The organism is uncultured Brevundimonas sp., assembly GCF_937870815.1.
Classification (GTDB): Bacteria; Pseudomonadota; Alphaproteobacteria; order Caulobacterales; family Caulobacteraceae; genus Brevundimonas.
This window is the reverse complement of the sequence record NZ_CALMZS010000106.1, coordinates 1-20,445: the sequence shown is the minus strand read 5'-3', so window position 1 is coordinate 20,445 and position 20,445 is coordinate 1. Positions and strand designations below refer to the sequence as shown.

Sequence of the window (20,445 nt, the reverse complement as noted above, 5' to 3'; positions counted from 1 at the left end):
GCGCCGGCGCGGGCGGCGGCGTCCAGGCCGTTCACATCGGCCTTGTTCTGGATGATGTTGACCGCGCCGATCAGGGCCCCGCGGCCGTAGAGCGTCGACTGCGGACCCTTGGCCACCTCGACGCGCTCGATGTCGAACAGTTCGACATAGGCGCCGGGCGACCTGGAGATCGACACGCCGTCCTGGAACACCGAGACGCGCGGCTCGGTCGTGGCGTCGGTCGAGTCCGAGGTGATGCCGCGCATCACGAAGCCGGGATTGTTCGGCGACTGGTTCTGCACCAGGAAGCCGGGCACGAAGGCCGACAGCTCCTCGAACTCCTGGACGCCGAGGTCCTGCAGGAACTGGCCGTTGTAGGCGGTCAGGGCGAACGGCACCTCGGTGGCGCTCTGTTCGCGCAGCTGGGCGGTGACGATGACTTCGTCCAGCTGGGTCGGTTCGGCCTCCTGGGCCGCGGCGGCCCCGGCCATGCCCCACACCACGCCCAGCGCGCTGGCGCCGAGCAGGACGGGATTCCGTTGAATGCGACGAATCATGGCAGCCCCCTGCGATTGCAGCGGGCGGTGTAGCGGTCGTTCGTACCGCAATCGGCGACACGGCGGCGACCTAACGGTGAAGCTGCTGTGTCAAGGATATAGGAAAATATCCGCATACGAATTAAAAGTCGTTGTGGCTCGGGAGCGCTCCGTCCTTCCCCGACATTGCTGTTGCGCCAGCGCCGCTCGTCGGGCCGACATCTACGGGCCCCAGGAATGCCTGGTCGAGGGGCGCGACCTGTTCGTCGACGATGGCCGGGTGTGCCGAGGGCCGACTTGGGCGCGCCGGTCCAGGCCCGGCCCTCCGGCGCCGGCTCACTGGCCGGGCGGCTGGACCGGGCGGGCGACGGCGTCCGCCGCCGCCCCGGTTTCCCGCAGCAGCCGGCAGATCTCCTCCTCGCCGACCACTTCGGCGTATTTGGCCTGCAGGTCGAAAAGATTGGCGTCGTTGGGACGGAGGTCGCGATCGCCGCAGCCTTCGCGGACGACATAGGGGATGAAGCCGTGCTGGATCGCGTCGGTGGCGGACGCACGCACGCACCCGGAGGTGGAGAAGCCGGCGAGGATCACGGTGTCCACGCCCCAGATGCGCAAGGTCGACGACAGGGAGGTGCCGAAGAAGGCCGAGGCGTATTGCTTGACGATCACCAGGTCGTCGGGCCGCGGTTGGAGCCGGGCCGGAAACTCGCCCAGGGGCGAACCGGCCTGGAAGGCCTCCAGGGCCGGCACCTTGCGGTAGAACAGCCCGCCGTCGACGCCGCCGGCCTGGTAGACCACCCTGGTGAACACCACCGGCGCCCTCGCATCGCGGGCCGCCTGGACGACGCGCTCAAGGCATTCAAGGACGCCGTTGGGTCCCACATAGAGGGCCGAGCCGGGTTGAAGATAGGCCTGTGCGACATCGACGAGGACGAGCGCGGGGCGCCGGCCGAACGGCAAATGCACGCCAAAGCCGGCGCGGGCGTAGTCCAGGTCGATGTCTCTCGTCATGGAGTCCCCGCCGGGCGCGGCTCGTGGTCGCGTTCGTAGGCCTCGATCGCGGCGGCCAGGACGAGCGTCTCGTCGATGGCGTCGAGGCCCTCCAGCATCTTCTGCCTGCGGTCGGCGTCGATGTCGAAACGCAGGACCCTTCCCGACGGGGACGTCACCGTCTGGGCCTCGAGATCGACGGTCATCGGGCGATCGCTGTCGAGGACCTCCCGGGTCAGGGCCTGGACCTCCCCGGCCGGGAGCACCACCGGAAGGAGGCCGTTCTGGAAGCAGTTGTTGTAGAATATCTCCGCGAAGCCCGGGGCGATCACGCACCGCAGGCCGAAGTCCATGAGCGCCCACGGGGCATGCTCCCGGGACGATCCGCAGCCGAAATTGTCGCCGGCTATCAGAATGCCCGCCTCCTCGTACCGCGGCTGATTGAGCACGAAATCGGGCCTCGGGCGACCCTGTCCGTCGAAACGGAAATCGTAGAACAGGCCGCGCGCCAGCCCCTCGCGCTCCACGGTCTTCAGGAATTGCTTGGGCAGGATCTGGTCGGTGTCGATATTGGCCCGCGGCAGGGGCGCGGCCCGGGCCACGAGACGGGTGAACGGCTTCATCGCCCGAACTCCCGCACGTCGGCGATCCGGCCCGCCACGGCCGCCGCCGCGGCCATGACGGGACTCATCAGGTGGGTTCGCCCGCCGCGACCCTGCCGGCCCTCGAAATTGCGGTTGGAGGTCGATGCGCACCGCTCTGCGGGCTTCAGCTGGTCGGGATTCATCGCTATGCACATCGAACAGCCCGGCTCGCGCCACTCGAAGCCCGCCGCCCTGAAGATCGCGTCCAGGCCTTCCGCCTCGGCCTGGGCCTTCACCAGGCCGGAGCCCGGAACGGCGAGGGCGCGAACATGGGGCGCGACCCTGCGGCCCTCCAGAATCGCCGCGGCGGCGCGGAAGTCCTCGATCCGGCTGTTGGTGCACGACCCGATGAAGACGACGTCGACCCCGACCCCGGCGATGGGCTGACCCGGGGCCAGGCCCATGTATTCGAGCGCGCGTTCGGCCGACGCCCGTTTCGCCGGATCCGCAAAACCCGCCGGATCCGGCACGCGTCCGGTCACGGCGATCACGTCTTCCGGACTGAGGCCCCAGGTGACGAGCGGCGCGATCTCCGCGGCGTCGATCACCACCTCACGGTCGAACACGGCGTCGGGATCGGAGCGGAAGCCGCTCCAGCGGGCGAGCGCCGCGTCCCAGGCCGCGCCCGCCGGGGCGGCCGGCCGGCCCCGGAGGTAGGCGAAGGTGGTCTCGTCGGGCGCGACCAGGCCGGCTCGCGCGCCCGCCTCGATGGCCAGGTTGCAGAGCGTCATCCGTCCTTCCATCGACAGCGCCCTGACCGCGGAACCCGAGAATTCGATGACATGCCCCGTCCCGCCGGCGGCGCCGATCTCGCCGATGACGGCCAGGGCCAGGTCCTTGGCGCCGACGCCGGGGGCCGGCGTTCCCTCGAGGCTCACCCGCAGGGTCCTGGACTTCTTCTGGCGCAGGGTCTGGGTGGCCAGCACGTGCTCGACCTCGGAGGTGCCGATGCCGAGGGCGAGGGCCCCGAAGGCGCCGTGGGTGGAGGTGTGGCTGTCGCCGCAGACGATGGTCATGCCCGGCTGGCTGCGCCCCTGCTCGGGGCCGACCACATGGACGATGCCGTTGCGGACGTCCCCCATGGGGAAGAGTTCGATGCCCGCGGCCCCGGCGTTGCGATAGAGGGTCCGCAGCTGCAGCCGGGCCTCGTCGTCGGCCACGGCCTCAAGGCCCAGGGCCTGGCCCTCGGTCGGGACGTTGTGGTCGGCGACGGCCAGGGTGCGGTCGGGCCGGCGGACGCGGCGCCCGGCCGCCTTCAGGCCGGCGAAGGCCTGCGGGGTCGTGACCTCGTGGATGAGGTGCAGGTCGATATAGAGCAGCATCTCGTCGCCCCCGCCGTCGGCCCCGGCGGGGGCGACGACGTGGGAGTCCCAGATCTTGTCGTAGAGGGTCCTGCCGGGCATCGATCCAGACGATCCGTTCAGATTACGCCGCTGGCGGCGAGCTCGGCCAGCGCCTTCGGCTCGAGTCCGAGCAGGGACTGGTAGATCTCCTCATTGTGTTCCCCCACGAACCGGGGCGCGGGACTGCGGACCCGCCCCGGGGTCTCGGAAAGCTTCGGGAAGACGTTCTGCATCTTGATCGAGCCCCAGCGCGGGTGCGGGACCTCCACGATCGCCTCGCGCGCGGCGAAATGCGGATCCTCCAGCATCTCGGGGGCGCGATAGATCTTCCCGGCCGGAACCCCATGCTCGATCATGATCGCCTCGACCTCGTCGATCCGTCGAGTCCTCGTCCAGGCCTCGATGACGGCGTCCAGCTCCCGCTGGTTGCGGCCGCGGGCCACATGGGTCGCGTAGCGTTCGTCCCGGGCCAGCTCCGGACGCCCCATGGCCTGGCAGAGGCGGGCGAAGACCGTGTCCTGGTTGGCCGCGACCAGATATTCGCCGTCGGCGCAGCGGTAGACGTTCGAGGGGGCGATGTTGGGCAGGGTCGAGCCGGAGCGCTGGCGGATGAAGCCGTCGACCGAATATTCCGGGATCAGGCTTTCCATGACCTGGAGCACGGCTTCGTAGAGGGCCGAGTCCACGATCTGTCCGCGCCCGGTCAGGCCGCGGTGATGCAGGGCGGACAGGGCTCCGATGCAGCCGTAGGTGGCCGCGAGGGTGTCGCCGATCGATATGCCCATCCGCGACGGCGGCCGGTCCGGCTCGCCGACGATGTAGCGCCAGCCGCCCATGGCCTCGGCGATGCCCCCGAACCCCGCCCGCCGGGAATAGGGACCGGTCTGGCCATAGCCCGAGATGCGCACGACGATCAGGCCCGGATGCGATTCCAGGAGTTCGCGCGGGTCGAGGTTCCAGCCCTCGAGGGTGCCCGGGCGGAAATTCTCTATCAGGATGTCCGCCCGCGCGATCAGCCGCCGGGCCAGGGCCTGGCCCTCGGGCAGGCGGAGATTGGCGCTGACCGACTTCTTGTTGCGGGACACCACCTCCCACCACAGCGAATGCTCTCCGCGCCCCCACTGGCGCATGGGATCGCCCTTTCCGGGCGGCTCGATCTTGATGACCTCGGCCCCCATGTCGCCGAGCAGTTGACCGCAGAAGGGGCCGGCGATCAGCTGTCCCATCTCCACGACGCGAAGTCCCGCCAGCGGGCCCGGCTTTCCATCTTCCACCAGAACGGCTCCAGCTCTATTCGGCCGCCGCGGCGGCGGGCCGCGGCCTGTTGCGCCAGACGGGCTGGCGCGGGGCCGGCAGACCGGTTTCGCGCAGGCAGTTCCGCCGCAGGGTGGCGAGGTCGGGGCCGCGATTGAAGATCGGCAGGGCGCCTCGCCCGCCGTCGGCGCCGACGAGGGTTCCGATGAAGCGCGAAGCCCCCCGCCGGGCGCGCAGGGCCCGGGTGGCGGACTGGTTCACGACGCCGTCCTTGTTGGCCACCACGCCGTACAGCCTGGCTCCTTCGACGGTCACCAGACCCCGGCGGATCTCGAGCCCGACCAGGTCCGGGTCGCGCTTGAGGGGATCGCCCCAGCCGCCGCCGCCCCAAGTGACGAAGTGCAGCAGATCGTTCTTCTCGACCCGGACGTTGTCGCATTTCGACGGCAGGTCGACGCACTCGCCGTTGACGCGCTCCAGGCGCTTCGAGGAGCGTTTGCCCGGCAGGCCGCCGTTGACGCCCCAGGGCGGGACGAACCAGCGGTCGTCGTGGATGGCGATCGTCCCCGCCTCCGTGAAGCGATAGGTCATGTGAATGCCGTTGCCGCCGCGATAGAAGCCGGCGCCGCCCGAATCCGCGACCGTCTCATACCGCTCGATCACCATGGGGAAGTAGCGTTCCAGAAATTCGTTCGGCACATTGGTGAAGCCCGGCCACAGGGAATGGCCGTCGGGACCGTCGCCGAAGGGCCGGCCGGGAATGCCGCCGAAACCGATCTGGAAGAGCTGGAACCACTCGCCCTTGCCGTCGTACCCCGAGAACATCAGGTGCGGCGAAGAGGAAAAACCGGCCGCGTTCAGGAATTCCGGCGTTTTCTGACCCAGAAGGGCTCCGAGGACGTCGAATATCCGGCCGAGTCCATGGGTGCGGCAGGAAACGGCGGCGGGGAATTTCGGCTTGAGCAGACTGCCTTCCGGTATCCTGACCTCGACATGATCGTAGAAGCCGTCGTTGAACAGGATCTGGGGATCGAACACCATGATCATGTAGATGCCGAAGAACATCTTGAACATGTTCTCGTTCAGATAGAAATTGATCGACGATTCCGATTGGGTGTCCGTGCCGTCGAAATCGAGGATCACCTTGTCGCCCTTGCGCCACATGGTGCATTTGATCTTGAACGGCCCGAATCCCTTGCCGTCATCGCATATGTAGTCTTCGAACCAGACGGGTTCTTCGGCGATCGTCGTCGAGATCAGCTGGGCCATGGCGCGGCGGTTGCGCTCCAGGAGTTCGTCGAGGGTCGAGGTGAAGACCTCGTCCCCGAACCTTTCGCAGAGTTCGACGACGCGATGTCCCGCCACGCGGCAGGCGGCGACGATGGCGTGCAGGTCCGCCTTGTACCATTCCGGCATGCGCGACTGGTGCGCGGCGATGCGGATGATGTCGGTCTGGAGCTCGCCCTTCCTGTAGAGCTTGACCGGCGGCAGGCGCAGGCCCTCCTCGAAGATCGAACTGGCGTCCGTGGGCAGGCTGCCGGGCACCTTGCCGCCGATGTCGGTCATATGGCCGAACATGGCCGACCAGGCGATCAGCCGTCCGTTGCGATAGATCGGGGTGATCACCAGCTGGTCGCTGGCGTGGCTGACGGCCCCCTCGCAGGAATAGGGATCGTTGAGCAGGATCACGTCGCCCTCCTCGATCTCCCCGTCGAAGCCGCGCAGGAAGCCGTCGATGAAGGAGCCGAACTGGCCGACCACCATCCGGCCCTTGCGGTCCGCGATCAGCGGGAAGGCGTCGCCCTGTTCGCGGATGCCGGGCGACAGCGCCGTGCGGAACAGGGTGGCGTCCATCTCCACGCGGGCGTTGCGCAACGCGTTTTCGATGATGTCGAGGGTGACGGGATCGACCGGGACGGTGTCGAAGGGCGCCGGGCTGGTTTCGATGATGCGGGCGGGCATGGGGCGGAGTCCTTCAGGCCGGATTGATCAGGATGTTGCCGAACCGGTCCACGGTCGCTTCGCAGTCGGGCAGGACGAGGGTGGTGGAGTCCATCTCCACGATGATGGCCGGTCCCGGGACGCGGTCTCCGGCGCGAAGCCTCGAACGATCGTAGATGGCCGCCGGCCGCATTCGGCCCTCGACCCAGACTTCGTGGTCCCGAATCCGCGCCGGCGAGGGGTCGCCGTCGCCGGCCTCGATCTCCAGCGCCGGAATGTCGAGCACCTGGCCGAGCGCCGTGGCCCGCAGGTTCACGAACTCATGCTCGGCCTCCATGTTGAAGGTGAACAGGCGACGGTGTTCCTCGTCGAAGGCCGCGGCGAGACGGTCCAGGCCGCCGTTTTCGAACCCGTCCAGTTCGACGGTCATGGGCACCTCGAAGGCCTGACCGTGGTAGCGGACGTCGATTTCGAAGAGGGTGGAGATGTCCTTGTCGGCGACGCCGTCCTCGCGAAGCTCGGACCGGGTCTGTTCGGCCATTTCGGTCAGCAGGGCGACCACCTCTCGATCGCTGGTCTCCGAGCGCCGTTTCGAGAGGGACCGGGCCGTCTCGGTGCGCATCCGCGTGGTGGCGTCGCCGAGCGCGCAGAGCACGCCGGGGGACACCGGCGACACCGCCGGCCACGAGCCCATCAGCTTGGCCACGGCGTTGACGTGCAGGGGGCCCGCGCCTCCGAAGCCCATCAGCGCGAAGTCGCGGGGATCGTAGCCCTGCTGGACCGAGATCATCCGCAACGCGCCGAACATGTTCTCGTTGACGATGTCGATGATCCCGCGCGCCGCCTCGTAGAGGTCCACCCCGAGCGCGTCGGCGATGGTCTGGACCGCGGCCTTCGCCGCTTCGCGATCGAGCTGGAAGGTTCCCCCGAGCAGATTCTCCGGCAGGTAGCCCAGCACGACATTGGCGTCGGTGACGGTGGGCTGCGTCCCGCCCTTGCCGTAGGCGGCGGGGCCGGGAACCGCGCCCGCCGATTCCGGCCCGACCCGCAGGGCGCCGGTCAGCTCCGGCACCTTGGCGATCGAGCCGCCGCCCGCCCCCACCGTCTTCACATCGAGAGACGAGGCGCGCACGGTCAGGTGGCCCACGGCCGTGGTCCGCGAGCGCCGCGGCTCGCCCTGCTCGATAAGGGCGACGTCGGTGGAGGTGCCGCCGACGTCCAGGGTCAGGACATTCTTCAGCCCGGCGTTGCGGGCCACCCAGAGAGCCCCCGCGACACCGCCCGCGGGGCCTGACATCAGCAGGGACACGGGCTGTTCCTCGGCCTTCTCCGAGGACATCAGCCCCCCGTCGGAGCGAAGGAGGGCGATACGGCCCTGCATGCCGACGGCGCGCAGCTTCTCGCGCAGATTGCGGACATAGAGGCCGACGATCGGGCGCACCGCGACATTGGCGACCGTCGTGAGGGTCCGTTCATACTCCTGCATTTCGGGCAGGACCTGGTGCGAAAGCGAGATCGGCGTATCCGGCATGATGGCGCGGGCCATCTCCGCCACCTGCAGTTCGTGATCGCCGTTCAGATAGGAATTCATCAGGGCGACCGTGACCGCCTGCACCCCCTGCCGCTTCAGATAGTCCAGCCCGGCGCGGACGTCCGCCTTGTCGAGCGGCCGCACTTCCCGGCCCTGGGCGTCCATACGCCCCTTGATCTCGACGGTGTCCTCGAGCCTGGCCAGCGGCTCGGGCTTGGGCCAGATGATCCAGGCGGCCAGCCCGCCCGGCACCAGCGAGCGGGCGATCTGGAGCACCTGGCGGTAGCCTTCCGTGGTCACCAGACCCACCCGCGCGCCCTTGCCCTCGAGGATGGCGTTGGTGGCCACGGTGGTGCCGTGCAGGAACACCTGCACGGCGGCGGGATCGACGCCCGCGGCCGCGCAGACGGCGTTCACCCCCGTCATCACGCCCTCGGAACTGTCCGCGGGCGTCGAGGGCGTCTTATGTCGCCAGAAACCGCCCGATGTCTCGTCGAACAGGAGGAGATCCGTGAACGTGCCTCCGACGTCCACTCCAAGCCTGTACCCCACGTCCACATCTCCCCCGGTTGCCGTCTGAGAGGCGATTTACCTCCAGTGACAGTCTGTTTGTGTCCAAAAGTCACATTGTTCTCCCGTCGCTATCCTGTCAATAAGGGACGGAGAGCCGCAGATCGCCTCGTTTTGTATACATAACGACATGACCCCCACATCCCCGGAAATCATCGAGGTCGCCCCGCGCGACGGCTTGCAGAACGAGAAGGCCGTGGTGGCCACCGCCGACAAGGCCGAGCTGGTCTACCGGGCCGCGGCGGCCGGAGCCCGGCGGATCGAGGCGGTCAGCTTCGTCAATCCAAGGGCCGTGCCGCAGATGGCCGACGCCGAGGCCCTGATGGAACGGCTGCGCCGGGATCCGGGACTGAGGGCCCGCGGCGTGCGCCTGGCCGGGCTGGTGCTGAACCGGCGCGGCGTCGACCGCGCCCTCGCCGCCGACGTGGACGAGCTGAATTTCGTGGTGGTCGCCACGGAGAGCTACAACCGCCGCAACCAGGGCGTCGGCGTCGAGGAAACCCTGGCGCAACTGTCGGAGATCAGGCCGCTGGCGCGGTCGCGGGGCGTTCCCCTGACGGTCACCATCGGGGCGGCCTTCGGGTGTCCGTTCGAGGGCGAAGTGCCCGAGGGCCGGATCGGCGACCTCGCCGGCCGGCTGGCCGAGGCGGCGGTCGACGAGATCGCCCTGGCCGACAGCATCGGCGTCGCCGACCCGCTGGCGGTGGAACGGCGGATCGCGCTGGTGCGACGCGCGGCGCCGGGAATTCCGCTCCGCTGCCATTTCCACAACACCCGCAACACCGGCCTGGCCAACGCCTACGCCGCCTGGCGCGCCGGCGCGGCCAGCCTCGACGCCTCGATCGGCGGGGTCGGCGGCTGTCCTTTCGCGCCGGCGGCGACGGGCAACATTCCGACCGAGGACACCGTCTATATGTTCGAACGGATGGCGCTGCGGACGGGTTACGACCTAGCCGCCCTGATCGACGCCGCGGCCTGGCTGGGCGGCGTCCTCGGCGCCCGGCCCTTGCCGGGCATGGTGTCGCGGGCCGGCCCGTTTCCGGCGCCGGCGCAGGTTCAGGCGCCGACCTGAGCGGTTTCGGCCCCGGCCTCTCCGCTGCGCAGCAGGGCGTAAAGCGCGGCCTGGATGTGGCTCTGCATGGCCGCGGCCGCCCAGGCCGGGCTGCCCGCCTCGAAGGCCGCGATCAGTTCATTGTGGTGCCGCAGGGACCGCTGGCGATCGTCCTGGCTGTAGCTGACCAGGGTGCGCAGCGTCAGCGGCAGTTCGACCACGAGGGCGGCCATGGTCACCAGCCTGGGGCTGTTCGCGGCCTGCAGTATGATCCGGTGAAACTCGGCGTTCGACGGCGTGTAGCGGGTGCGGATCGCCTCCGGGCCGGCCGTCGCCGCCGCCTCCTCCATGATCGCGGCCAGCGCCTTCAGGCGGGCGATCTGCTCGGCGCTGATCCTCGTCGCCGCCCGGGCGGCGGCATGGCTTTCGATCATCCCCCGCAGCGCGTAGATCTCCTCCAGGTCCGACTGTTCGACGGTGGCGACCTGCGCGCCCAGCCGCGGCACCTTGATCACCATCCCCTCGGCGGCGAGCCGGCGAATGGCTTCGCGCACCGGCGTGCGCGAGGCTCCGCAGACGATCGTCAGCTCCTCTTCCTTCAGCCATTGTCCCGGCGTGAAGCGGCCCTCGAGAATCAGCCGCCGGACGGTCTCATAGGCCCGATGTCCCGCGGTCGTGCTCATCATCAAACCTCCTCCCCGGCCGCGCGCCGAACCGACGACGGCGGGGCCCGGACCCGAGCCGGCGGCCCCGGGGCCGGATTCGTCCAGCATTATACCGGAGCCTGATTCACGGCATCGGCGGAATCGCGAAGCGATTCCCCCTCAACCGATCAGGCCCTAGACCCGCCTACCAGACATTGCACCCCCCGTCGTCATGACGCGCGGCGTCGAATCCTGCCGGCCCCGGACAGACAATCCGCGCGCCTTCGCCCGGGCCGTCCCGACTGGGCGGTCGCCGGCATACTGTATCCCATCTGGAGATACGGCCGCCGAGAACCTTTGACATATCGCCGGGATCGGTCCATTTTGTATACATAACGCCGTGTTTTTGATGGCTCTGTTTTTTCCTGACCGGGCCGAGACGCACGCACACAGGGGATAAAGAATGATTCGGAAGACGACGAATGCCATGCGGACCCTGGCGCTTTCCGGGTCCTTTCTGGCCCTGGGCGCCGCGGGCGCCGCGGCCCAGACCGCCGATCAGGAGCCGGCCGTCGTCCTGGACGAGGTGATCGTGACCGCCCGTCAGCGGACGGAAGCCATCCAGGACGTGCCGATCGCGGTCACCGCCTTCACCGAGCAGCTGATCGAGGACGCCGGCATCCAGAGACCGCAGGACTTCATCGCCCTGACGCCCAATGTGACCTTCGTCCAGACCACCAATGTGGGCGAAACCCAGGTCCACATCCGCGGCGTGATCCAGCCGCGCGACACCGAGCCGCCGTTCGCCTTCCTGGTCGACGGCGTGCTGATTCCGAACCCCAACGCCTTCAACCAGGAACTGGTCGACATTCAGCAGATCGAGGTCGTGCGCGGGCCGCTCGGTTCGATCTACGGCCGCAATGCGGTCGGCGGAGCGATCCTGATCAACACCCAGCGACCGGGGCCGGAACTGGAGGGGGTGATCCAGGCCAGCTACGAGTTCGAGGGCGAGGAGGCCAAGATCGGCGGCTATGTTTCCGGACCCCTGATCCAGGACGTCCTCTTCGGCCGGCTGACGGTCGGCTATACCGACCGCGGCGGATATTTCGACAATGTCACCCGCGGCGCCAAGGAGGATCCGTTCGAGGAGACGGTCGTCAGGGCGCGGGCGATATGGGAAGTCTCCGCGGCCACCGAAATCGATTTCAACGCGAACTACGGCAAGGTGTCCGCCTACGCCTTCAACTTCAACAACCAGTTCTCCGGCACGCCGGGCTTCGAGACCGGCGTCAATACCGGGGACACCTCCATACCCTTCGCCGGCAACCTGGAATCCTTCAACGAGCAGGAGCGCCGGGGCGTCTCCGCGCGGCTCACCCACGAACTGGGGTCTGGCGTCCTTGCGGCCTTCGTCGCCTACAACAAGCTTGAGGAATCGATGGGCGGGGAAGGGGCCGCGGACCTCGCCCTGTTCGGCATCTGCCCGGGCGCCGATCCGTGTCCGGCTCCGGGGGATTTCTTCACCGACCCCAGCCTCTACGAGGGTTATGGCCCGACCGACCGGGACGGGGCCCAGTACCAGGAGCGCAACCAGTCGGACTCCTCGGCGGAAATCCGCTTCACCTCGGACGGCGACCTGCCGTTCCGCTATATCGTCGGCGCCTACTATATCGATTTCCAGCGCGATGTGCTGTTGCTCACCGGGGACTTCGGCACCGGGGCGAGCATCCGTCGCGCCCCGGTTCTCGCGGTGGGGCAGCCGGGCGTGGCCGGCACGGGCGGCGAGAACCGCAACTCGGCCTGGGCCCTGTTCGGACAGGCCGCCTACGACCTCACGGACAAGCTCGAAATCTCGGCCGCCCTGCGCTATGACGCGGAGGACCGCGAGAACACCAACATCGTGCCGGGGGGGCCGGCGGCGCCGCTGGGCTTCGTTCGCACGGCCTCCTTCGAAAGGCTGCAGCCGCGCGTCTCCCTGCGCTACGAGGCGTCAGACCAGCTGACGGCCTATGCGACCTATGGCGAAGGCTTCCGCTCGGGCGGCTTCAACCCGCTCGGCAGCCGCGCCGCCGTCATCAACGTCGACGGCGTCGTCAACACGACCGTCCAGGACGAATTCCCGGCCGAAACCTCGAAATCCTTCGAGGTCGGCGCCAAATGGTCGCTGTTCGGCGGCCGCCTGAGGGGCGGTGCGGCGGCCTTCTCGACCGTGGTCGAAAACGCCCACCACTTCACCTTCTTCCCCTTCTCGCTGAGCCGCGTCATCACCATCGTCGGCGAGAACAAGGTCCGCGGCGTCGAATTCGACTTCAACGCCCGGCTCACCGACGACTTCTCGGTGTTCGGCGGAGCGGGCCTGATCGACTCCGAGATCACCCGCAACGACGAACTGCCGGCCACGGTCGGCAACTCCTTCCCGTACACCCCCGAACATTCCTTCATGCTCGGGGCCCAGTACGACCGCCCGCTGTCGGCCGGTCTCGACCTGGTCGCCCGGGTCGAGTGGAGCCAGGCGGGAGAGATGTGGTTCGAGACCGCCAATACGCCCGGGACGGCGCGGCCGGTCCTGGACCTCGTGAACGCGCGTCTCGGCCTGCAGTCCGAGCACTGGAGCGCGACCCTGTTCGCGCGCAATCTGATGGACGAGTCCTATAACGCCGACGCGGTCGTGCTGAACGTGCCCCCCGCCTCGACCTTCAACTTCGTCACCAGGGGAACGCCGCGCACGATCGGCGTCGAGATCAGCGCGCGGTTCTAGGCTCCAAACCCAATCACCTGCTTGAAGCATGGTGGCAAATCGTGATTCCATCGTCCTGAGCGGCTTTGGAGGCTACCATGAGCAAGCTGTTTTGGCTTTCGGACGAGCAATGGGCGGCGATCGAGCCGCATCTGCCCGGGAACCAGCCCGGGGCCCGTCGGGTCGATGACCGGCGGGTGATCTCGGGCATCATCCATGTGCTGAAGATCGGCTGCCGATGGCAGGACTGTCCTGCCGACTACGGTCCGTCCACAACGGTCTACAATCGCTTCAACCGCTGGTCCCGACGGCGCTTCTGGCTCAATCTGCTGGAGGCGCTGGCCGGGGCCGGGGCGGTGACCCGCAGCACGGCGATCGACTCGACCTACGTCAAGGCGCAACGCTCGGCCTTCGGCGGAAAAGGGGGGCCCGGACGCAAGGCATCGGCCCGTCGCGCGGCGGCCAGACGAGCAAGGTCCACGCCCTCACCGACGCTGTCGGACGTCCTTTCGCCCTGATGCTGACGCCCGGCAACGTCTCGGACATCGCCGTCGCCCCGGCCCTGCTCGCCCGCGCCCAGGGCGCCCGCTACGTCCTGGCCGACAAGGGCTATGCGCCGACGCCCTGCGCCGCTCGCTGCGTCAGGCCGGGGCCGTGCCCGTCATCCCCGGTCGATCCAGCCGCAAACGCCAGATACTCTACGACAGGGCCAGATACCGCGAGCGACACCGGGTCGAGAACGCCTTCTGCCGGATCAAGGACTATCGACGCGTCGCCACCCGCTACGACAAACTCGCCGCCAACTTCCTCTCCGGCGTCGCCCTCGCCATCCTCGTCGCGTTCTGGCTATGAATGAGTCTGGAGCCTAGCCACTCGCCACTTCCCCGCCGCTCAGATCAACAGCGCCCCCTCGTGCCTGAGCAGCCAGCCCTTGCGCTCCAGCCCGCCGCCGAAGCCGGTCAGCGAGCCGTCGGCGCCGATGACGCGGTGGCAGGCCAGCACCAGCGGGATGGGATTGCGGTTCAACGCCGTTCCCGCCGCCTGGGCCGCCCCGGGCTCGCCCGCCCGCTTCGCCATCTCGCCATAGCTGATGGTGAATCCCGCGGGCACCAGCGCCAGCGCCCGCCAGACCCGCGCCTGGAAGCCGTCGCCGGCGCCGGAGTCCGACCGGGCGCCGTCCAGCGACCAGCTCACGCGGGTGAGCGCCTCCCGGTCGCCGTCGAAATAGGCGGCGATGTCGCGCGCCGCCGCCGCCGGCGCCGTCCCGTCGCCCAGACCCGCCCCCGGATACTCGCGCCGCATCGCCCCGACCAGTCCGTCGCCGAACGACAGCCCCCGCAACACGCCCGCGTCATCGCAAGCCAGGGCCAGCGGTCCGATCGGACTGTCCAGCCACGACAGGGTGAGGGCGGCGGGCGGCCCGCTCATCCGGCCTCCGGCATCAGGGCGTTGATCTCGCCCCAGCCCAGCGCGCCCTCCGACAGCGGCGCCGATCGGCCGTCGGCGAGGAAGCCCCGGGTCAGCGCCGCCGCCCGGCCCCAGGTCGCGCCGACGATGCCCGATCCGGCGCTCAGCCGCCGCACCCCCAGCCCCTCCAGCGTCGCCGCGTCGGGCAGGCCCGGAAACGCCAGCAGGTTCAGCGGCAGGGACGTGGCCGCCACCATCGCCGCGATGTCCGCCGCGTCCGTCAGCCTCGGCGTGAACAGCCCGTCCGCCCCCGCCGCCTGATAGATCGCCCCCCGCCGCGCCGCCTCGGCCACGGGCGCGTCGGGCGCCACCCCTCTCAGCCAGACGTCGCAGCGGGCGTTGACGAACAAGGCCCCGCCGACCGCCGCCCGGATCGCCGCGATCTTGCTCGCCAGCAGGTCCGGCGACCCGCCGCCGTCCTCGATATTGATCCCCTGCGCCCCGGCCTCGGCGAGCGCCGTGGCCAGACCGGCCGCCGTCGCGGCGTCGTCCGAATAGCCGTCCTCCATGTCGATCGAGACCGGCAGGCCCCGCGCCGCCCGCACCACGTCGATGCAGACCTGCACGAGCCGCCCGACCGGCAGGGCGTCGCCGTCCGGCCAGCCCAGCGCCCAGGCTACGCCCGCGCTGGTGGTGGCGATCGCCTTCGCCCCCAGCGAGCGCATCAGCGCCGCCGATCCTCCGTCCCAAGCGTTGGGCAGGATCAGCAGGCCGGATCGGTGCAGGTCGCGCAGGGCGGTCATGGGTCTCTCCATATCGCGGCGTCATCCTGCCCGCGGCCGCGGCGTCCGTCTCGCGGCTTTCGGACCGGAACAAGGCGCGGCGGCCCGGCGTTACAGTGACGCTCGGACGGGGCGTCCCGCCGCGTCGCGCATCAGGATGTCGCCCCATGCCCTTTCGTCGCGCCGGCCTTCTCCTCACGGCCCCGTCCAGGCCCCTGTTCGCCGTGGCGGTGATCCTCGCCGTCCTGGCCATGCTGGTCCAGTACGGCGGCGTCGATATCCCGGTGGTCAGCGAGCATGTGTTCAACACCCTGGCCATCGCCTTCGCCGTCCTGACCGCCGGGGTGCTGCTGCGCGGCGCCTGACCGGCCCCTAGCCGAGCCCGGTCCCGCGCCCTACCTTGCCGTTCATGGCCCGTTCCCCCAGCAAGTCCGGCAAGCCCGTCCACGTCCCCGGCCAGGGCGCCGGCCTCGCCGAGGCCCCGGCCAAATTCCTCTTCGACCCCGCCGCGCCCAAGCCGGGCCGGGCCCCGATGTTCGCCCCGGTCACCGGGCCCCGCCTGACCCCCGACCAACCCCCCGGCAAGCCCGCCGACTGGGTCCCGCACCGCCCCGACCGTCCCGCCGGCCGCAAACACATCCCCTTCCGCCTGCATTCCGAATACACCCCGGCCGGCGACCAGCCCGCCGCCATCGCCGAGCTCGTCGCCACCGCCAACAGCGGCGAGCGCGACCAGGTGCTGCTGGGCGTCACCGGCTCGGGCAAGACCTTCACCATGGCCAAGGTCATCGAGGCGACCCAGCGCCCGGCCCTGATCCTCGCCCACAACAAGACCCTCGCCGCCCAGCTCTATTCCGAATTCAAGTCATTTTTCCCGGATAACGCTGTTGAATACTTCGTATCGTATTATGATTACTACCAACCGGAAGCATATGTTCCTAGAACAGACACCTATATTGAGAAAGACAGCTCGGTCAATGAACAGATAGACCGGATGCGGCATTCCGCAACCCGTGCTATACTCGAAAGAGACGACGTCATCGTGGTGGCCTCGGTCAGCTGCATCTACGGCATCGGCTCGGTCGAGACCTACACCGCCATGACCTTCACCCTGAAGGTCGGCGACCGGATCGATGAAGCGAAGCTGCGCGCCGACCTGATCGCCCTGCAGTACAAGCGCAACGACGCCGCCTTCGAGCGCGGCATGTTCAGGAAGCGCGGCGACGTCGTCGAGATCTTCCCCGTCCACCAGGAGGACCGCGCCTGGCGCGTCCAGCTGTTCGGCGACGAGCTGGAATCGATCCAGGAGTTCGACCCCCTGACCGGCAAAAAGACCGCCGACCTGACCGAGATCACCGTCTACGCCGCCAGCCACTACGTCACCCCGCGGCCGTCGCTGAATCAGGCCGTCACGGGCGTCAAGGCCGAGCTGAAGGAGACGCTCGACTGGATGGTCGAAAACGGCAAGCTGCTCGAGGCCCAGCGCCTCGAACAGCGGGTGCGCTTCGATCTGGAGATGATGGAGGCCACCGGCTCCTGCGCCGGCATCGAGAACTACAGCCGCTGGCTGACCGGCCGCGCCCCGGGCGAGCCGCCGCCGACCTTCTTCGAATACATCCCGGACAATGCCCTGCTGTTCGTCGACGAGAGCCACGTCACCGTCGGCCAGATCAGCGCCATGTTCCGCGGCGACTACCGGCGCAAGTCGACCCTGGCCGAATACGGCTTCCGCCTGCCCAGCTGCATCGACAACCGCCCGCTCAAATTCGACGAATGGGACGCCATGCGCCCCCAGACCGTCTTCGTCAGCGCCACCCCCGGCCCGTGGGAGCTGGAGCGCGCCGGCGGCGTCTTCACCGAACAGGTCATCCGCCCGACCGGCCTGATCGACCCCCCGGTCGAGGTCAGGCCCGTCTCCACCCACAACCGAAGTCAGGTCGACGACGTCATCGACGAGGTGAAGGCGGTCGCTCGTCTCGGCTACCGCTCCCTCGTCACCGTCCTGACCAAGAAGATGGCCGAGGACCTGACGGAATACATGCACGAACAGGGCGTCCGCGTCCGCTACATGCATTCCGACGTCGACACCCTGGAGCGGATCGAGATCCTGCGCGACCTGCGCCTCGGCGCCTTCGACGTCCTGATCGGCATCAACCTGCTGCGCGAGGGCCTCGACATCCCCGAGTGCGGCCTGGTCGCCATCCTCGACGCCGACAAGGAGGGCTTCCTGCGCTCCGAGACCTCCTTGATCCAGACCATCGGTCGGGCCGCCCGCAACGTCGACGGCCGCGTCATCCTCTACGCCGACCGCATGACCGGCTCGATGGAGCGCGCCATCGCCGAGACCAACCGCCGCCGCGAAAAGCAGCAAGCTTACAACGAAGAGCACGGCATCACGCCCGAAAGCGTCAAGCGCGACATCCGCGAAATCATGGCCAGCCCCTATGAGAGCCGCGCCCTCGACAGGCTGACCGCCCCGGGCATGAAGGAGGAGTCCAGACCCTTCACCGGCTCCAACTTCCAGGCCGCGCTCAAGGACCTCGAAGGCCGGATGCGCAACGCGGCGGCCAACCTGGAGTTCGAGGAGGCCGCCCGCCTGCGCGACGAGATCAAGCGCATGAAGCTGATGGACCTGGAGTTCGCCAATGAGGTCCTGACCGCCGAGGGCGAGACGGTCGACAAGGCGGCGCCCAAGCGCTGGCGGGCCGATGCGGCGGCGGAGAAGGCGGAGGCGTTCCGGAAGGGGCGGTAGGGGGCGGGTAAGCGGACCTCATATCGCTTTCGGGTTGCGTCGTTCCTTGATTCCCGCGCACTGTGTGGTGAGCGGGAGGGAACGATGTCTACTACTGATGTTTTGCCGAGTGCGATCGATGGGTTTGACCCACTCGATGAATATTTAGACCCCACGACCGCGCACGCGACCCTTATCCAGGAATCCACCCGCCGAGTCGTCCAGAATATCCTGAAAAGCTACACGGGCTTCTTCGATATATTCAACGAAACGATCCAGAATTCGCTTGATGCGATTGACGTTAAGCTTCGCGACAAACCGGTCGGCTACCATCCGAAACTCTACATAACGATCGACATTCCACGGCGGATTATCCGCGTGGTCGACAACGGCGTGGGCATGAATGACGAGGAGTTTCGTCTGTGCTTCCGGCCAAACACCAGTTTCAAGACGCGGCGGGAGTCCAGGGGCCACAAAGGTGTTGGCGCGACCTTCTTGGCCTACGGGTTCTCGATGATCTCGATGATGTCGAAGAAGGGCGATGACAGGATCGCCGCGGCTCTTCGGGGTGGTCGAGAATGGGCCGAAGAGCGGACCTCCTCCCGTCCAAGATTGGAAGCGATCGATTTCAACTGCCCTGAATTAGCTCACGAAACGAGCGGTACATGTGTCGAGATACTTATCCCGGACGCTCAACGTCCTAAACTGTCGTGGCTCGCGGCAAAATCGGCGAACGCTTGGTACGATGTATTGAGGATCCGATCTCCTCTTGGCGGCGTCTACCTTACCAAATCTGAGAAGGACAAGTTGGTCGAACCCGAGGTGACCCTGAAGCTCGTAGCCGTCGATGGGGATGTTTCCGAGATTACGCGATCAAATGTGGAGTATTACTACCCCCACGAAATGCCGATATTTGATACCGCCAAGGTGAAGACGGTTGGTGATATTCAGGCTGCCGAGTCAAAGGTCGTAGGAAATATAAAAGCGAAGGCCGCTAACATACCCGAAAACCTTAAGCGGTTGGAAGCTATATGGGAGATATGGGGCCACGAGCAACTGATAATCCATCCCGTGTTCGCAAAAGATCTAACTGAGGAACAGAAGACGCTTCTTGCTCACCACAAAGCAACTGTCTACGGATTCTTCATAAGTTCTGCTAGGCTCTGGAAGGAATTTCAAACGAACACTCTACAGGTTCACTCTAACACTCGATTGCTTGAGGGTGGTCTGCAAATCGCCTCGGATCACATGGTCCAGGGCGACCTGATGGTAATACCGCTCACGAGCGCCGCCGGTTATCACAGGCACGCACACATCGTTGTGCACTTCCGCGACGGAAACCCGGATTTGGGACGGAAGGTCTTTCAGCCCGAGCTTAAAGAGGTTGCTGAGGAGCTCGCGCGGCGGGCGGTCGATGTATTTCGAGGCTATAAGGAATACATGAAGGGGGATTCTGGTGCGCCTCCTCAGAAACAGCAAGATCGTCACTTTGAGTGGCTGGTGGAGCAGAAGCGCCGCCGGGATGAAGAGCCTCTGACCTTTGAGGCAGGTGGCAATCGACTACCGTTTATCGTGGTCCCGAAGCAAGAACAGGAAGTTATAGGTCTGTTTAACCAGTTGCTTGGTGCCCGTGTATTGCGAGGGGTCGAGATTATATCGATGAGCATCGAGAGCCAGTATGACTGCAGCTACACGACCGCCTATAAGGACGCCTCATTCAGGTTTGATAGCGCGAGCAATCCATTGGGAGTCTCCACCGACAGCATCCAGCCCGACTCATCAAAGCCGCTAACGCTTGAGTTTAAGTACAATCTAGACGGCTTGGCGTCGGATTTCGACAATAACGTCAAATACCCGGCAGAGATTGATGCGGTGGTGGTTTGGGAGCTCGGGTCCTACTATAAAGCCGCAATGGAGGTGGGCTCTCTGTTGGTGATGGGCGCTGGCTCATCTCGTCGATTTTATGGAGCTACGCACCGTATCTCCAACGCCGGTGGCGGCCTTATTGATGTGATTTGTCTGTCGGACCTATTGCACTTCATTCAAGAGCCAGACCGAGTTGAGGCGGAGCACCGGGTGCAGTTTGGTGCATAGCGCTCACGGCCCCTGCCCCCAGCAAGGCCGGGGCTACAGATGTAAGTACCGGGACACGCACCGATTTGGGTGCCCGTCCTAAACCAGCTCCACCTTCAGCCCCCGCCCCACCACCTTGGCGGCGCGGCTCAGCGTCTCCAGCGTCACATTGGACGCCGCCGGGTCCAGCACCCGGTTCAGCTGCGCCCGGCTGGTGTCCATTTCGGCGGCC

At 67.3% G+C, this 20,445-nt stretch carries 15 protein-coding genes and 1 pseudogene; 6 read left to right on the top strand and 10 right to left on the bottom strand.

Annotated elements, in window-relative coordinates:
* The 7 genes from Q0588_RS06855 to Q0588_RS06825 all read right to left on the bottom strand — a co-directional run.
* The coding region (locus Q0588_RS06855; RefSeq protein WP_298744958.1) for a TonB-dependent receptor plug domain-containing protein at nt 1–536 on the bottom strand (536 nt) is incomplete at its 3' end.
* 315 nt (nt 537–851) lie between these two features.
* Nucleotides 852–1,526 (bottom strand): isochorismatase family protein, encoded by a 675-nt coding sequence (locus tag Q0588_RS06850; protein WP_298744956.1) that lies wholly within the window; start codon nt 1,524–1,526, stop codon nt 852–854.
* Nucleotides 1,523–2,128: a 3-isopropylmalate dehydratase small subunit gene (gene leuD / locus Q0588_RS06845; protein ID WP_298744953.1), complete on the bottom strand. Its 606-nt coding sequence runs from the start codon at nt 2,126–2,128 to the stop codon at nt 1,523–1,525. Before leuD ends, Q0588_RS06850 begins: the two co-directional genes overlap by 4 nt.
* Nucleotides 2,125–3,552: a 3-isopropylmalate dehydratase large subunit gene (gene leuC, locus Q0588_RS06840; RefSeq protein WP_298744951.1), complete on the bottom strand. Its 1,428-nt coding sequence runs from the start codon at nt 3,550–3,552 to the stop codon at nt 2,125–2,127. The genes leuD and leuC overlap by 4 nt, the downstream gene beginning before the upstream one ends.
* 17 nt (nt 3,553–3,569) lie before the next feature.
* On the bottom strand, nt 3,570–4,766 hold the full coding sequence (locus tag Q0588_RS06835; protein ID WP_298744949.1) for a CoA transferase: 1,197 nt from the start codon (nt 4,764–4,766) through the stop codon (nt 3,570–3,572).
* Nucleotides 4,767–4,782: 16 nt separating this feature from the next.
* Nucleotides 4,783–6,708, bottom strand: a complete 1,926-nt coding sequence (locus Q0588_RS06830) for a hydantoinase B/oxoprolinase family protein (protein ID WP_298744947.1) — start codon at nt 6,706–6,708, stop codon at nt 4,783–4,785.
* A gap of 13 nt (nt 6,709–6,721) precedes the next feature.
* Nucleotides 6,722–8,752 (bottom strand): hydantoinase/oxoprolinase family protein, encoded by a 2,031-nt coding sequence (locus Q0588_RS06825; protein WP_298744962.1) that lies wholly within the window; start codon nt 8,750–8,752, stop codon nt 6,722–6,724.
* A gap of 166 nt (nt 8,753–8,918) precedes the next feature.
* On the opposite strand from Q0588_RS06825, the gene Q0588_RS06820 reads away from it, so the two are divergent.
* Entirely contained in the window at nt 8,919–9,860 is a 942-nt protein-coding gene (locus Q0588_RS06820; RefSeq protein WP_298744945.1) for a hydroxymethylglutaryl-CoA lyase, read from the top strand.
* On the opposite strand, the gene Q0588_RS06815 is transcribed toward Q0588_RS06820, so the two are convergent.
* Nucleotides 9,845–10,522, bottom strand: coding sequence for a GntR family transcriptional regulator (locus Q0588_RS06815; RefSeq protein WP_298744943.1), 678 nt, complete (start codon nt 10,520–10,522; stop codon nt 9,845–9,847). The two genes, Q0588_RS06820 and Q0588_RS06815, sit on opposite strands and share 16 nt — an antisense overlap.
* Nucleotides 10,523–10,946: 424 nt before the next feature.
* Here Q0588_RS06815 and Q0588_RS06810 point away from each other — a divergent pair, with 424 nt between their 5' ends.
* Complete coding sequence (locus tag Q0588_RS06810; RefSeq protein WP_298744941.1) at nt 10,947–13,241, top strand: TonB-dependent receptor; 2,295 nt, start codon at nt 10,947–10,949, stop codon at nt 13,239–13,241.
* A gap of 77 nt (nt 13,242–13,318) precedes the next feature.
* Nucleotides 13,319–14,072: pseudogene (locus Q0588_RS06805) on the top strand (IS5 family transposase).
* 39 nt (nt 14,073–14,111) lie between these two features.
* On the opposite strand, the gene Q0588_RS06800 reads toward Q0588_RS06805, so the two are convergent.
* Both Q0588_RS06800 and Q0588_RS06795 read right to left on the bottom strand, forming a co-directional pair.
* Nucleotides 14,112–14,648 carry a methylated-DNA--[protein]-cysteine S-methyltransferase gene (locus tag Q0588_RS06800; RefSeq protein ID WP_298744938.1) on the bottom strand — a complete coding sequence of 179 codons (537 nt, stop codon included), beginning with the start codon at nt 14,646–14,648 and terminating at the stop codon, nt 14,112–14,114.
* On the bottom strand, nt 14,645–15,430 hold the full coding sequence (locus Q0588_RS06795) for an isocitrate lyase/phosphoenolpyruvate mutase family protein (RefSeq protein WP_298744936.1): 786 nt from the start codon (nt 15,428–15,430) through the stop codon (nt 14,645–14,647). The genes Q0588_RS06800 and Q0588_RS06795 overlap by 4 nt, the downstream gene beginning before the upstream one ends.
* A gap of 146 nt (nt 15,431–15,576) precedes the next feature.
* On the opposite strand from Q0588_RS06795, the gene Q0588_RS06790 reads away from it, so the two are divergent.
* From Q0588_RS06790 to Q0588_RS06780, 3 genes are all read left to right on the top strand, one after another.
* A complete protein-coding gene (locus Q0588_RS06790; RefSeq protein ID WP_298744934.1) occupies nt 15,577–15,774 on the top strand; it encodes a hypothetical protein in 198 nt (65 codons plus the stop codon).
* Nucleotides 15,775–15,941: 167 nt separating this feature from the next.
* Entirely contained in the window at nt 15,942–18,161 is a 2,220-nt protein-coding gene (gene uvrB / locus Q0588_RS06785) for an excinuclease ABC subunit UvrB (protein ID WP_298744960.1), read from the top strand.
* An 84-nt stretch (nt 18,162–18,245) separates the two neighbouring features.
* On the top strand, nt 18,246–20,234 hold the full coding sequence (locus tag Q0588_RS06780) for an ATP-binding protein (protein ID WP_298744932.1): 1,989 nt from the start codon (nt 18,246–18,248) through the stop codon (nt 20,232–20,234).
* Nucleotides 20,235–20,445 lie beyond the last annotated feature (211 nt).